Source organism: Pseudoalteromonas sp. SR45-1 (assembly GCF_014163655.1).
GTDB classification, from domain to species: Bacteria; Pseudomonadota; Gammaproteobacteria; order Enterobacterales; family Alteromonadaceae; genus Pseudoalteromonas; species Pseudoalteromonas distincta.
The window spans coordinates 57,481-71,978 of sequence record NZ_JACJDR010000003.1 but is presented as its reverse complement, the minus strand read 5'-3'; the positions used below and the strand labels follow the sequence as shown (position 1 = coordinate 71,978).

General features: G+C 40.5%; 8 protein-coding genes. 6 read left to right on the top strand and 2 right to left on the bottom strand.

Annotation, left to right across the window (positions count from 1 at the left end; all coding sequences use genetic code 11):
• Positions 1-582 precede the first annotated feature (582 nt).
• Positions 583-1,998 (bottom strand): FAD-dependent oxidoreductase, encoded by a 1,416-nt coding sequence (locus H5089_RS04515; RefSeq protein ID WP_004335378.1) that lies wholly within the window; start codon positions 1,996-1,998, stop codon positions 583-585.
• A 9-nt stretch (positions 1,999-2,007) separates the two neighbouring features.
• Positions 2,008-6,465 carry a glutamate synthase large subunit gene (gene gltB / locus H5089_RS04510; RefSeq protein ID WP_004335377.1) on the bottom strand — a complete coding sequence of 1,486 codons (4,458 nt, stop codon included), beginning with the start codon at positions 6,463-6,465 and terminating at the stop codon, positions 2,008-2,010.
• Positions 6,466-7,164: 699 nt separating this feature from the next.
• Here gltB and H5089_RS04505 point away from each other — a divergent pair.
• The 6 genes from H5089_RS04505 (at position 7,165) to H5089_RS04480 (ending at position 14,424) form a co-directional block, all read left to right on the top strand.
• On the top strand, positions 7,165-8,418 hold the full coding sequence (locus H5089_RS04505) for an efflux RND transporter periplasmic adaptor subunit (RefSeq protein WP_182711570.1): 1,254 nt from the start codon (positions 7,165-7,167) through the stop codon (positions 8,416-8,418).
• Between the two features lie 42 nt (positions 8,419-8,460).
• Positions 8,461-9,171 carry an ABC transporter ATP-binding protein gene (locus tag H5089_RS04500; RefSeq protein ID WP_182711569.1) on the top strand — a complete coding sequence of 237 codons (711 nt, stop codon included), beginning with the start codon at positions 8,461-8,463 and terminating at the stop codon, positions 9,169-9,171.
• A 3-nt stretch (positions 9,172-9,174) separates the two neighbouring features.
• The gene (locus H5089_RS04495; RefSeq protein WP_182711568.1) at positions 9,175-10,488 is read left to right on the top strand and encodes an ABC transporter permease; all 1,314 of its coding nucleotides are present in this window, start codon (positions 9,175-9,177) and stop codon (positions 10,486-10,488) included.
• A gap of 11 nt (positions 10,489-10,499) precedes the next feature.
• A complete protein-coding gene (locus H5089_RS04490; protein WP_182711567.1) occupies positions 10,500-11,708 on the top strand; it encodes an ABC transporter permease in 1,209 nt (402 codons plus the stop codon).
• A gap of 71 nt (positions 11,709-11,779) precedes the next feature.
• Positions 11,780-13,111, top strand: a complete 1,332-nt coding sequence (locus H5089_RS04485; protein WP_182711566.1) for a sigma-54 dependent transcriptional regulator — start codon at positions 11,780-11,782, stop codon at positions 13,109-13,111.
• Positions 13,111-14,424 (top strand): PAS domain-containing sensor histidine kinase, encoded by a 1,314-nt coding sequence (locus H5089_RS04480; protein ID WP_182711565.1) that lies wholly within the window; start codon positions 13,111-13,113, stop codon positions 14,422-14,424. The genes H5089_RS04485 and H5089_RS04480 overlap by 1 nt, the downstream gene beginning before the upstream one ends.
• Positions 14,425-14,498 lie beyond the last annotated feature (74 nt).

Genomic DNA, 14,498 nt, shown 5'->3' with positions numbered 1-14,498 from the left:
ACTTTTTTATTCCCACACTACCCGCACTAATAGTACTGAGTAATAGTAAAAGTAGTGGTATAACACTCGCAGTTAAAGATGGTGTTAACGGTACTGTATATATGTATTTAGACAAGCAACCAATCAATTAACTCTTCACATCAAAGTATTTATACAACGATGCAAACAAGAGTTATAGCATATTAAGCAACAAAAGAAGCTACAGATTATGGCCAAATAACGTTAGCTAGTACTGCTGAAAATCCAAAAACTCGAGTTGCTATAAGTATATGCCTGTACCCTTGTGTTGGTTACGTAAAGCGTAAAGTTTGCATGTATAAATTAACCCTCAAGGCTGCTTAATAGATGCCCAAAGCATCCGTATTTAGCTCGAAACAAGCACACCCTCACTAAAGCAAAATAATCCCTCTTGGTAGTTACACTAAAGGTAAAAGCTCAAGGTGTCGCTAAAGCAAGCTATGCTACAGGTGATATTAATATAATACCGTTTGTGGCTAACTACGTTGGCATTACATTCGAATCAAACAATAAAAAAAGCAAGCCAGTTGGCTTGCTTCTTATTTATTTTATTAATACGAACAATTAAACTTTTAAGTAATCCATAATACCTTCTGCAGCATTACGTCCTTCAAAAATAGCGGTTACCACTAAATCTGAACCACGCACAATATCGCCACCAGCAAATATTTTAGGGTTCGTTGTTTGATGTGTAAATTCACCCTGTTCTGGTGCATTAATGCCGCCCCAGTGGTTTATTTCTACATCGTATTTTTCTAACCAATCCATTTTGTGAGGCTGGAAACCAAATGCCATAATAACTTGGTCAGCTTCTATCACATGCTCTGAACCAGGTACTTCTTCAGCACGACTTCTGCCATTTGCGTCAGGTTCGCCTAATTTAGTTTTAACCATTCTAACGCCAGTTACTTTACCTTTATCGTTCAATACAATACCTTTAGGCTGAACGTTATAGGTAAATATAACGCCTTCTTCTTTGGCGTTTTTAACTTCACGTTTAGAACCAGGCATATTTTCTTTATCACGACGATAAGCACACGTTACTTTTGCAGCATTTTGACGAATAGACGTACGCACACAGTCCATCGCTGTATCACCACCACCAAGTACAACTACTTTTTGGTTAGCCATATCAATACACGGCTGCTTAGTCTCGTCATAGCCCATTACACGGTTAGTGTTACCAATCAAGAACGGGAGTGCATCGTGAACACCTGGTGCATCTTCATTTTCAAGACCTGCACGCATACTTTGATACGTACCAACTCCTAAAAATACGGCGTCGTAATCAGCTAAAATTTGATCAAGCGTAATATCAACACCTACTTCAACATTTAACTTAAACTCCACGCCCATTTCAGTGAAAATTTCACGGCGCTTTTGCATCACTTCTTTTTCAAGTTTAAAAGAAGGAATACCAAACGTGAGTAGTCCGCCAATTTCTGGGTGACGATCAAACACCACTGGTTTTACGCCGTTACGAACTAAAATATCAGCACACCCTAAACCAGCTGGGCCTGCACCAATAATAGCTACTTTTTTGTCGGTCCAAGTTACATAAGACATATCAGGCTTCCAGCCCATTTTAAATGCCTCATCGGTAATGTATTTTTCAATATTACCAATCGTTACAGCACCAAACTCTTCATCTAATGTACACGAGCCTTCACACAAGCGGTCTTGTGGGCAAACGCGGCCACACACTTCTGGTAAACTGTTTGTACGATGTGAAAGCTCAGCTGCCTCTATAATACGACCTGTGCGTATTAACTTTAACCATTGTGGAATGTAGTTATGTACTGGGCACTTCCACTCACAATACGGGTTACCACAATCTAAACAACGATCAGCTTGTGAGTTAACCTGATTCTCTGAAAAGGGTTCGTAAATTTCTACGAAAGATTTTTTACGTGACGAGATTGGTTTTTTGCGTGGGTCTACACGCTGCACGTCTATAAATTGATATACATTTTCGCTCATACTGCCCCCTTATTGCGCCTGAACACGTAGTTCGGCACTACTGCGAGCGCGATGCCCGAGTAAACTTTTTACGTCGCTTGATTTTGGTTTTACTAATTTGAACATCGGTAAGTACAGTTCAAAGTTAGCTAAAATGCTTTCAGCTCTGCACGAACCCGTAAGCTCTAAATGCTCAGCAATTAAGCCGCGTAAATGCTCTTGATGTGACGTTAATTCGTCTAGTGTTACTATTTCTACAAGCTCTGGATTAATGCGTTTTTCAAAATCATTTCGCTCATCTAAAATATAAGCAAAACCACCAGTCATGCCCGCGCCAAAGTTAACACCTACATTACCAAGTACACACACAACGCCACCGGTCATGTATTCACAACCGTTGTCACCTACACCTTCAACAACCGCTTGCACACCTGAGTTACGAACTGCAAAGCGCTCACCGGCACAACCCGCTGCAAAAAGTTTTCCGCCTGTAGCGCCGTACAAACATGTGTTTCCAGCAATGGTTGCTTTATGACTTTCAAAAGATGAGCCAAGTGGTGGACGAATAACTAACTTACCGCCTGCCATGCCTTTACCTACGTAATCGTTAGCATCACCAACCAATGTCATTTCAAGACCACCGGCATTCCAAACACCAAACGATTGACCCGCCGTACCGTGTAATTCAATTGCTACGGGGTCTGCCGCCATACCTTGATTACCGTGTTTATCAGCAATATAACCCGAAAGCATTGCACCTACAGAGCGGTCAGTATTACAAATACGACTCACAAGCGAGATACCGCTTGACGTATCAATTGCCTCTTGCGCTTTAGCTAATAAACTTTCGTTTAACTTACCTAGATAATGCGAACTGTTAGGCGCACTACAATAAAGCGTTTCGCCAGTTGGGTTGTTCGGCTGAGCAATAACAGACGATAAATCAATTTTCTTCTGCTTTGCAGTTTTGCCTTCAATTTCTTCTAATAAATCTAAACGGCCAATTAAGTCAGTTAAATTTGCAACGCCTAGGCTAGCCATAATTTCACGCGCTTCTTGCGCTATAAACTTAAAGTAGTTCATCGCCATTTCTGGTAAGCCGTGATAATGCTTTTGACGAAGTGTTTCGTCTTGTGTTGCAACACCGGTCGCACAGTTATTTAAGTGACAAATACGTAAGTATTTACACCCAAGGGCAACCATTGGACCAGTACCAAAACCAAAGCTTTCAGCACCTAAAATTGCCGCTTTAATAATATCTAAACCTGTTTTTAAGCCACCATCTGTTTGCAGGCGAATGCGATGACGAAGGCCATTTTCAACTAGTGCTTGCTGTGTTTCAGCAAGTCCAAGCTCCCATGGGCTACCCGCATATTTAACAGAAGTAAGTGGGCTTGCGCCTGTACCGCCATCGTAGCCAGAAATAGTAATTAAATCGGCATATGCTTTAGCAACACCTGTTGCAATGGTTCCCACACCTGGCTCTGAAACAAGTTTTACAGAAATAAGTGCTTTAGGGTTTACTTGTTTTAAATCGAAAATTAGCTGTGCTAAATCTTCAATTGAGTAAATATCGTGATGCGGTGGTGGCGAAATTAACGTAACACCTGGTACCGAATAACGAAGCTTAGCAATATACGGCGTTACTTTTTCACCTGGTAATTGTCCACCTTCGCCTGGTTTTGCACCTTGCGCTACTTTAATTTGAATAACGTCAGCACTGCGTAAGTAATGAGGCGTTACACCAAATCGACCTGAAGCGACTTGTTTAATACGCGAGTTTTTCTCTGTACCATAACGCAGTTTATCTTCACCGCCTTCACCCGAGTTTGAACAACCACCTAAGCGGTTCATTGCAATTGCTAGCGCTTCATGCGCTTCTGGTGATAAAGCACCAATACTCATTGCTGCTGAGTCAAAACGCTTGTATAGGTTTTCTGCAGACTCTACTTCATCGATGCTTATACCTTGCTCAGGTAGTTTAAGCGCTAACATATCGCGCAAAGTCGCAATTGGACGATTATTAACTAAATCAGCGTACGCACTGTAGTCTTTATAATCACCTGATCGAACCGCTTTTTGCAGGGTTTGAATAACATCTGGATTATAAGCATGATACTCACCACCGTGAACGTACTTAAATAAACCACCGTGGCTTAATAATTTACGCTTACTTAAAGCAAGTTTGTGCAAACTTTGCTGATCGTCATCAAAGTCGGTAAAGCATGCACCTTGTATACGACTTGCAACGCCTTTAAAGCACATTTCAATAATCGCATCAGATAATCCCACCGCTTCAAACAACATTGAACAACGATAAGACGCAACCGTACTTATGCCCATTTTAGACATAATTTTGTACAAGCCTTTATTAATGGCTTTACGATAAGCAAGGGTCACTTCGCAATACGACTTATCAATAATTTTGCTGTCGCTCATCGCAACTAACGATTCATACGCAAGGTATGGATAAATTGCCGTAGCACCAAAACCTAATAGCACAGCAAACTGGTGCGCATCTCGCACGCTGCCAGTTTCAATGATAATATTTGATTCACAGCGCAAGTTGTTATCAACTAAGCGTTTTTGTACCGCACCTACAGCCATAGCTGCTGGAATTGGTAAATTTATTTCATCAAAGTTACGGTCAGTTAAAATAAGCATGATACAGCCCGCAGCTGCTTTTTCTTGTGCTTGGTCACAAATACGCGTAACCGCGTTTTCTAAACCCTCTTCAACTGTATAGGTAATATCAATTTTACAGTAGCTGTAGTGCGCTTCATCAGCATTTAATAGCTGCTGCATGTCTGCGTACATTAAAATTGGTGTATCAAACTGTAGGCGCTTAGCGTGGCCCGTTGTTTCGTTAAATACGTTTTGCTCACTACCAATACAGGTTGCAAGCGACATTACATGGTTTTCACGTAGTGGATCGATAGGTGGATTTGTTACTTGCGCAAATTTTTGGCGGAAGTAATCATAAAGTGAACGATGCCCTTCACTAAGCACAGCAAATGGCGTGTCATCACCCATTGAGCCTGTCGCTTCTTGGCCGTTTTCACCCATTACACGAATAACGCTATCAAGCTCTTCGTTGGTATAACCAAACATTTTTTGATATTTAGCTAGCGTTTCGTCATCAAATGAGCGATTACCAGCGTCTTGCTCAGTAAGTTCTTCAAATGGAACTAAACGTTTAACGTTTTCTTCAAGCCATGACTTGTAAGGATGGCGAGATTTTAAATCTTGATCGATTTCATCCGAGTGCCAGATTTTGCCAAGTTTAGTATCAATAACTAATAATTCACCTGGACCAACACGGCCTTTTTCAACCACTTCATCGGCAGTGTAATCCCAAATACCCACTTCTGATGCAAGCGTAATAAAACCATCTTGTGTAATTACATAACGTGCTGGGCGAAGTCCATTACGGTCAAGGTTACACGCCGCAAAACGACCATCCGACATAACAATACCTGCCGGGCCATCCCATGGTTCCATATGCATAGAGTTAAAGTCGTAAAATGCACGTAAATCGTCGTCCATTGCACGGTTTTTCTGCCATGCAGGCGGCACGAGCATACGCATAGCGCGGAATAAATCCATGCCGCCAGCTAAAAATAGCTCAAGCATATTATCTAGGCTTGATGAATCAGAACCGGTTTCGTTTACAAACGGCGCTGCGCTTTGTAAATCAGGAATAAGCGGTGACGCAAATTTATAAGAACGTGCGCGTGCCCACTGGCGGTTACCTTCAATAGTATTAATTTCACCATTGTGTGCTAAATAGCGGAAAGGTTGAGCTAAAGGCCAACGCGGCTGAGTATTAGTAGAAAAGCGCTGATGGAAAACACAAATCGCACTCGTCATACGAATATCAGCTAAATCTAGGTAAAAATTAGGTAAATCCGCAGGCATCATTAAGCCTTTATAGATAGTTACCAAACCAGATAGACTTGCGATATAGAAAGCTTCATCATCAACAATGCGCTTTTCAGCGCGGCGGCGTGCTACATATAAGCGACGCTCTAAGTCTTTAGAACGCCAACCTTCTGGCGCGCTAACAAAAATTTGTTCAAAACCTGGTAATTGCTGTACAGCAATAGGACCCAACATAGATGGGTCGGTTGGTACAACACGCCAACCTAAAATATTTAGCGTTTCTTTTTCTAATTCTTCGCTAAGTATTTGTTTTGCAGCTTGTGCTAAAACAGGGTCTGAATTTAAAAATATCATACCCACTGCGTAGTTTTTGCCTAAGTGCCAATTATGTTCACTGGCAATTGCACGGAAAAAGCTATCTGGTTTTTGTAATAATAAACCACAGCCATCACCTGTTTTACCATCGGCAGATATACCGCCACGGTGCTGCATGCGATCAAGCCCCGTAATAGCAGTACGAATAAGCCTATGACTAGCTTGACCATTAACTTGGGCTATTAAGCCAAAGCCACAATTTTCTTTTTCTAACTTTGAGTCGTATAACATAGACCCCTCCCCTTGCTGCACTGTTAGCGTGGATGAACTGCTCGACGATTTGCTAACAGACGGACAAAACTAGCCTCTATCTTAAATAGAGTCAATAGCACTTTGAATACATATTCACATTCTTGAATATTTCTCACTTCATAGCAAGATTTCTTTTTATCATTATTTTTAACATTTAGCGTTATTTTAACCACTATTTTTTCATGACACTGGTGTCAAGTTTAACATATTGTAAAAAACACAAGCGCTCAAAGCTGCAGCTTACGTAAACGTAAAGCCAGACAAAAGTGAATAAGTATTCAACACGTGAAGCGCTATTCAGTTAACATTTAGATAGTTTTATGCTATTTCATTACTTTAATGGCTTAACATCCCCGATTATTGCTGCTCATTAGTATAGTTATGAAAGTTCATGTCCTTTTTTGTACATTAATAGTGAATTTTTATTTAAAGCGGTGTCCGATGCGGACATAAAAACTGTCCGCGGACATCATTTTAAAGAACAAAAAATAAAAAGCACTTTAATATCAATGCGATATTAGTTGGCATATTAATCGTATAGCTTTACATATAATCGCTAATTGGAATTACCATGTTTACTCTAAGCTTATTTTTGCTCTCTCCTATTGCCGCCATTTGCACCGCAGCTTTATTACTGCTGTGCGAAAAATACATAAAAGCAATGTAGGGGGGGATTAAATGATTAAAGATACCAGCGCACAAGACGTACAAGTAAAGGCACCTATAAGCTATAAAAAATACGCGATCATCACTGCGGTTATTTTCATTGCAGCCTCTACAATTGCTTATATTTTTTTAACGAGTCATAGCGCTAAAAGCTCTATTAGCCGCTCAAAAGTACAGGTTGCCAAAGTACATGTTAAAGCGCTCATTCGAGACATTGCCGCCAGTGGTAAAATTGTTGCTGCTAATGCTCCTAAAATCTACAGCCCAGAACGTGGTTTTATAGATTTAAAAGTAAAGGCCGGCGATACAGTAAAGCAAGGCAACACACTTGCCCTGCTGCAAAGCCCTGAGTTAACTAATGAATTAAAGCAACAGGAGTCTGTACTTAAAAGACTACAAGGCGAGCAGCAAAGGCAGCATTTGCAAGCAAGACGCCAAACACTCACTTTAAATAAAACACTCGATATGGCACAAGTTGAGCTTAACGCCGCTGAGCGCGAAAATCGCCGGGCGCAGTTATCAATTCAAAAGCACTTAATTAGCCAAATTGATCTTGAAAAAGCAGTAGATGATTTATCCCGAGCTAAGCTCTCGTATAAACATGCACAACAAGAGGTATTGCTTGCCAAAGACACGCTCGCCTTTGAACTACAAGCTGCTAAAAGTGATGTGACCCGCCAACAACTTATTGTTGATGATTTAATCAGAAAAGTAAGCAACCTATCTATTAAGGCTTCCGTTACAGGGATCGTGGGTAACCTATTAGTGCAACAAAAAGCCGCAGTGACGCAAAGCCAACCTCTTATGACTCTCGTCGACTTAAGTAATTTCGAAGCGGAACTTCAAGTACCTGAAAGTTACGCCAACGAATTAGGACTCGGTATGGAAGTAGAGCTTAAGTTAGGCAATGAAACAGTGATGGGGAATTTATCCGCCATATCACCAGAAGTTAATAATCGTGAAGTAACAGCACGCGTCCGATTTAAAGGTGTTACTAACAACATCCGTCAAAACCAACGCTTAACTGCACGTATTTTACTCGACAACCGAGAAGGTGTAATGCAGGTAAAACGCGGCGCTTTTATGCAGCAAGACGGAACTTTTGCTTATAAGGTAGAAGGCAATATTGCAAAGCGTATACCTATTACAATAGGCGCCACCAGCATTAATGCGGTTGAGCTTTTGAGCGGACTAAAAGAAAACGATGAAATTATTATTTCAAGCTACAGCGACTTTAAGCAAGCCGATACGATTTTATTAAATTAAACAGACGTTCTCAACCAACGCTAAAAATAATTAGGAACAACCATGTTACAAATGAACAATGTAAGTAAAGTATACCAAACAGAAATGGTACAAACCCATGCGCTTCGAGACTTTAACCTGCAAGTAAACGAAGGCGAATTTATTGCTGTTACCGGTCCTAGCGGCTCAGGAAAAACAACCTTTTTAAATATTGCAGGTATGCTCGAGCCTTTTAACGAAGGTGAGTACCTGTTAGATGGCGTTAATGTTGGCAGCCTAAACGATAACCAACGTGCTGATTTACGGAATCAAAAAATTGGCTTTATATTCCAAGGCTTTAATTTGATCCCTGATTTAAATTTATATGAAAACATAGAAGTTCCTCTTCGCTATAGAGGGATTAAAGCAAATGAGCGAAAACGTCGAATTGAGCAATGCCTTGAACAAGTTGGTTTAGCATCTCGCGCTAAACACTTACCTCAGCAACTCTCCGGTGGCCAGCAACAACGTGTGGCAATAGCTCGTGCGCTTGCTGGTGAACCTCGTTTTTTACTTGCCGATGAGCCAACAGGTAACCTTGACAGCTTAATGGCTCGCCAAGTTATGGAGTTACTTGAGCAAATAAATCGCGACGGTGCCACTATAATAATGGTAACGCATGATAGCGAATTAGCCCGCCGTGCTCCGCGTAATATTCAAGTAGTTGATGGGCAACTTGCCGACTTTACAGTTTATCAAGGCGCGCAAACTATAAAAACAGCATCGGGGGTTTAACTAATGTTTATTCATTATTTAGATTTAAGTTGGCGCAGCTTCAAGCGCACCCCATTGGTTAGCTTTTTAATGGTACTTGCCATTGCGATAGGTATAGGCATAACAATGACCAGCCTTAGTGTTTATCACATGATGTCGGCCGATCCTATCCCAGAAAAAAGCAGCCAACTTTACAGTGTGCAATTACAAATAATGGACGATGGTAGTACGTGGTGGACAGAAGATAACATGCCACTGCAATTGACCTACCAAGATGCAGAGAACTTATTAAACGCACCCACGCCAGAGAAAAAAGTGGCTATGATGCGTACCGGCTTTTCAGTTTATCTAGACTCCGACAAAATAAAACCTTTTATAGGTAATGCTCGCATGACAACGCCTGACTTTTTTAGCATGTTTAATTTGTCATTTTTATACGGAGGGGCTTGGAGCAAAGAGCAAGAAGACTCTGCCGCACCTGTGGTTGTTATTACCCAAGAGATAAACGATAAACTATTTGCAGGAAAAAACTCTGTCGGAGAACTGATTTACTTAGATGATGCAAGCTATCAAGTAGTTGGTGTTATTAACCATTGGCCTCTCAATATTAAATATTATGATTTAAATAACGGTGCATTTAATCAAGTAGAAGAGTTATTTATGCCCTTTAACTTAATAAAGACAAAAGAGCTAGTAAGTTGGGGCAATAGCAATGGATGGAAACACGAAAACACACCAACCTTTGCAGATAAACTGCAATCTGAGCAAGTATGGATTCAGTTTTGGGCAGAGCTAAATACGCTTGAACAAAAACAAGCCTATCAAAATTACTTATTAGCCTATATGCAAGAACAACAAAAACGTGGTCGATTTAATCGTAAAGAACTTGAGTATAAACTTCGCGATGTAAACCAATGGATGCAATATAACAACGTCGTCACCGAAGACAATAAAATTTTAGTGGGCCTGAGCTTTATGTTCTTAGGTGTCTGCTTAGCCAATATTTTAGGTTTACTTTTAGCTAAGTTTTTACGCAGAGCGCCAGAAGTAGGTGTAAGACGCGCATTAGGTGCTAGTAAAAGGCAAATATTTTTACAGCACTTAGTTGAGGTCGCCATGCTTGGCTTTATAGGTGGCATGCTAGGAATTGTACTAGCACAACTTGGCTTAATGGGCGTAGGGCAAAGCTACGACTACTATGAAAACTTAGCGACAATGGATTTAACCATGCTATTGAGCGCCCCATTGATTGCAATTACAACCTGCATTTTAGCTGGTTTATACCCAGCTTGGTTAGTGTGTAAAACCAATCCTGCTATTTATCTTAAGAGCCAATAAGGAATGTCACAATGTTAGAAATAAAACCTATATTTAACGCCTTATGCCGCTCAAAGGTGGGCGCTGTATTACTGCTAATTCAAATTGCAATTACCACAGCTATAGTCAGTAACGCTGCGTTTATTATTCAAGATAGAATTAGCTATTTAAACCAAGAAACGGGCTACCCTGAGCAAGATATATTTAAGTTTAATGTAATGACCTTTGGTACTGATATTAACTTAAGCCAGCAGTTTGAGCTTGATGAAAGCATGCTTAGAAAAATGCCAGGCGTAGTTGATGCCGCATTAAGCAGTAGTATTCCGCTATCAGGGGGTGGCAGCGCTTCGAGCTTTAATTTAAAACCTGCTCCACAAGAAGGCCTAAGTGTCAGGACCGCTTATATTTTTATAGATGACCACGCAATTAATACCTACGGCGTTAACTTAATTGCAGGGCGAAACTTTACCGAAGATGAAGTGCTCGTTACAAACGAAATTACACAAAAGCGCACCAACGTCACTATAGTCACTAAAGCCTTACTTGATGAGCTCTACCCTGATGGAGATGGTTTAGGAAAAATCGTTTATTTTGGCGACCTACCACTTAAAATTATTGGCGTGATCGGAAAAATGAAAGGCCCGTGGCTCAAAGACAGTAAACCCGATAATCTTGCGTTTATTCCTTATATTAAAGCAGCAAGTTATGCACAAGTTGCCGTTCGTACTAAGCCTGGTCAGCGAGCAGCTGTAATGAAAGAAATAGAAAATGCCATGCTCGAAAATTACAGCAAACGCGTTATTAACAACATTAAAGGGCTTGATGAATTAAAAAATGAGTATACCGCTCAAGATCGCCTTATGATGCGCATGCTCATAGTATTAATCACTATTTTAGTGCTTATAACCGCTCTCGGTATTTTTGGCTTAACCTTATTTAATATTAGCAAACGTACTAAGCAAATTGGTACACGCAGAGCACTTGGCGCAAGAAAGTCAGCTATTGTTAGCTACTTTTTAGTAGAAAATGCATTAATTTGTAGCCTAGGTTTAGCCTTAGGTGTAGTAACAGCAATACTACTTGGGAAAATGTTAATGCAGTATTTTTCTGTAGCCGCACTACCGCCAAGTTATATAGCCGTTACCGCCATTGCCGTATTTTTAATGAGTTTACTTGCAGTATTAGCGCCGGCTAAACGCGCTGCCAATATTTCGCCCAGTATTGCAACTCGCACTATTTAATTATATGTAAATCACTATGCTACACTGCTTAGTAAGGCAGTGTAGCCATCAAAAAATTATAAAAATAACCTATGACTCATAAAATACTCATTGTTGATGATAACCAAGCAGTACTCGACGCACTTTCATTGTTGCTCGAGATCCACGACTTTTCGGTAGTCACTGCAACAAATCCGTTTGATGCTCTGCAAATAGTTCGCTATCAGCGAATTGAGCTTGTAATTCAAGACATGAACTTTACCAGTGACACCACCTCTGGCGAAGAAGGTAAAGCGTTGTTTTATGAACTACGAGAAATAAACCCACACTTACCTATTATACTTATTACAGCTTGGACCGAACTTGCCACCGCCATTGAGCTTGTAAAAGCCGGTGCTGCTGATTACTTACCAAAACCCTGGGATGATGCAAAACTACTAGTTTGTATCAGTAATTTAATAGAGCTAGGCAGTGCTAAAAAAATAATGGCGACGCATAATCGCCATCAACAAGAACGTGAAGGTACATTTAAAAATGCAGACCTTGCTGGGCTAATATTTAAAAGTACTGCGATGGAACGACTGGTTACTATGGCGCTTCAAGTGGCTAAATCTGATATATCTGCATTAATTACAGGCCCTAATGGGAGTGGCAAAGAGTGTATTGCGCATATTATTCAAAAAAACTCCCCGCTTGTATCGCAGCCTTTTATTAAGGTAAACGCCGGTGCACTACCGCAAGAACTTATAGAAGCCGAGCTTTTTGGCGCTGAAGCCGGTGCATATACGGGGATAACCAAACAACGTATTGGTCGATTTGAAGCAGCTGATGGCGGTACGTTATTTTTAGATGAAATTGGTAATTTACCACTTTCAGGACAAATAAAATTACTACGCGTACTACAAACCGGCGAGTTTGAACGTTTAGGCTCAACACAAACACGAAAGGTAAATGTGCGGGTTATATCGGCCACTAACGAAAACTTACTACAAGCAATTCAACAAGGTCGATTTAGGGAAGACTTATATTATCGTCTTAATGTAATTGAGCTCAATGTGCCTTCCCTAAGCGAAAGACAAGATGATGTTTTAGCACTTATTAGCCATTTTTTACCTCACCGAGAGCTGACTATAAACACAGAGCAAGCACTTCAACACTACAAATGGCCAGGTAACGTTCGAGAGCTAGAAAACGCTTGTAAGCGTGTAGCGGTACTAAAACCTACAGGTGCGCTTACAGTCGATGACTTTGCACTATCGTCACCGGTCACTGCTCAACAAGAAGCAAAAGCAGAGCCTACCAAACAGGAAATAGAACACGCAATGCGCGCTCATCAAGGTGTTATAGCCAAAGTCGCCCGTGAATTTGGTTTAAGCCGACAAGCGCTTTATCGTCGATTACAAAAAATGGGTATTGATTATTAATGCCAAACATTATTAGCAACTTTACCCTAAGCCAAAAGGTTGTATTAATTTGCGGGCTTTGTAGCGCGCTGCCTGTTGTTATTATTGCCGCGCTAAGTGGCTTTGATATTTACTACACTCTGTTTTTAATATTACTAACGCTTACATTTAGCACTCTACTTTCAAGAGCTCTCACCAAGCCAATAAAGCTTGGCATGCAATCGCTTGAAACCGGATTACTTAATTTTAAAGATGGTGAGCTCTCCAGTTTGCTTGCGTATAAAAGTAATGATGAACTTGGAAAACTATGCCAACTTTATAATCAAACCGCAAAACAGCTTCGCCAAGAAAAACAATGGATTTACCAGCGCGAGTTAATGCTTGATAAAGTTTTGCAAAGCTCGCCGCAAGCGTTATTGCTGGTCAATGATAATAATACGGTGGTATTTAGTAATCTAATTAGCCGTAGTTTATTTAATAGAGCAACTCGCCTTGAAGGTATGCAGCTAAGTAAATTACTCGAAAATTCGCCTCTGCAATTAGTAACAGCTATAGAGCACGGTATTGATGGCCTCTTTAATATAGAAATAGAGAATCAAGACTCGCAAACTTGGCATTTAGCCACTGGGGAGTTTTTACTCAATAATCAAAAGCATCATTTATATATATTTAAACAGTTAACCCGTGAACTTAGTCGCCAAGAAGTTGCCGTGTGGAAAAAAGTAATACGCATTATTAGCCACGAATTAAATAATTCACTCGGCCCTATGTCATCCATGCTACACAGCGCACAATTGCTCGCAAATAAAGTTGATGAGCCTCGCCTTGCCCGTGTATTTGCAACTATTGATGAGCGAATTAGTCACTTAACTGAATTTGTACAAGGCTATGGCAAGTTTGCTAAATTACCTCAGCCACAAAAAACGCGGGTTAACTGGCAAAACACACTCAATAATTTAAAAAACCACTGGCAATTTAGCTACGAAATAAAAAATTCACACAATGAATTACAAGCTGATCAAACACAACTCGAGCAGCTGCTCATAAACCTATTAAAAAATTCACACGAGTCAGGTTCCAACGCCAATGAAATACATATTCAGGTCGAGTTTGTACCCCAAGCATGTGTTATAAATGTGAGTGACTGCGGCAAAGGAATGAGCGAGCAAGTAATGGCAAATGCTTTAGTGCCCTTTTATTCAACAAAAAGTACGGGGAGCGGTTTAGGGCTAGCTTTATGCAGAGAAATAGCAGAAGCGCACCAAGGCCATATAAGTTTACATAACAAAATAGAGGGCGGCTTAAACGTACAAGTGAGCCTTCCTTATTCATAAATTTACACAAATTAAAAACAACAAAGCCACTTAAAAAGTGGCTTTGTGTTTAAAGAGCTTAATAACCTGAGCTC

Coding starts and splice junctions, on each gene's coding strand:
- H5089_RS04515 (WP_004335378.1), bottom strand. CDS start 1,998: ATGAGCGAAAATGTATATCAATTTATAGACGTGCAGCGTGTAGACCCA.
- H5089_RS04495 (WP_182711568.1), top strand. CDS start 9,175: ATGTTTATTCATTATTTAGATTTAAGTTGGCGCAGCTTCAAGCGCACC.
- H5089_RS04485 (WP_182711566.1), top strand. CDS start 11,780: ATGACTCATAAAATACTCATTGTTGATGATAACCAAGCAGTACTCGAC.
- H5089_RS04480 (WP_182711565.1), top strand. CDS start 13,111: ATGCCAAACATTATTAGCAACTTTACCCTAAGCCAAAAGGTTGTATTA.
- gltB (WP_004335377.1), bottom strand. CDS start 6,465: ATGTTATACGACTCAAAGTTAGAAAAAGAAAATTGTGGCTTTGGCTTA.
- H5089_RS04505 (WP_182711570.1), top strand. CDS start 7,165: ATGATTAAAGATACCAGCGCACAAGACGTACAAGTAAAGGCACCTATA.
- H5089_RS04500 (WP_182711569.1), top strand. CDS start 8,461: ATGTTACAAATGAACAATGTAAGTAAAGTATACCAAACAGAAATGGTA.
- H5089_RS04490 (WP_182711567.1), top strand. CDS start 10,500: ATGTTAGAAATAAAACCTATATTTAACGCCTTATGCCGCTCAAAGGTG.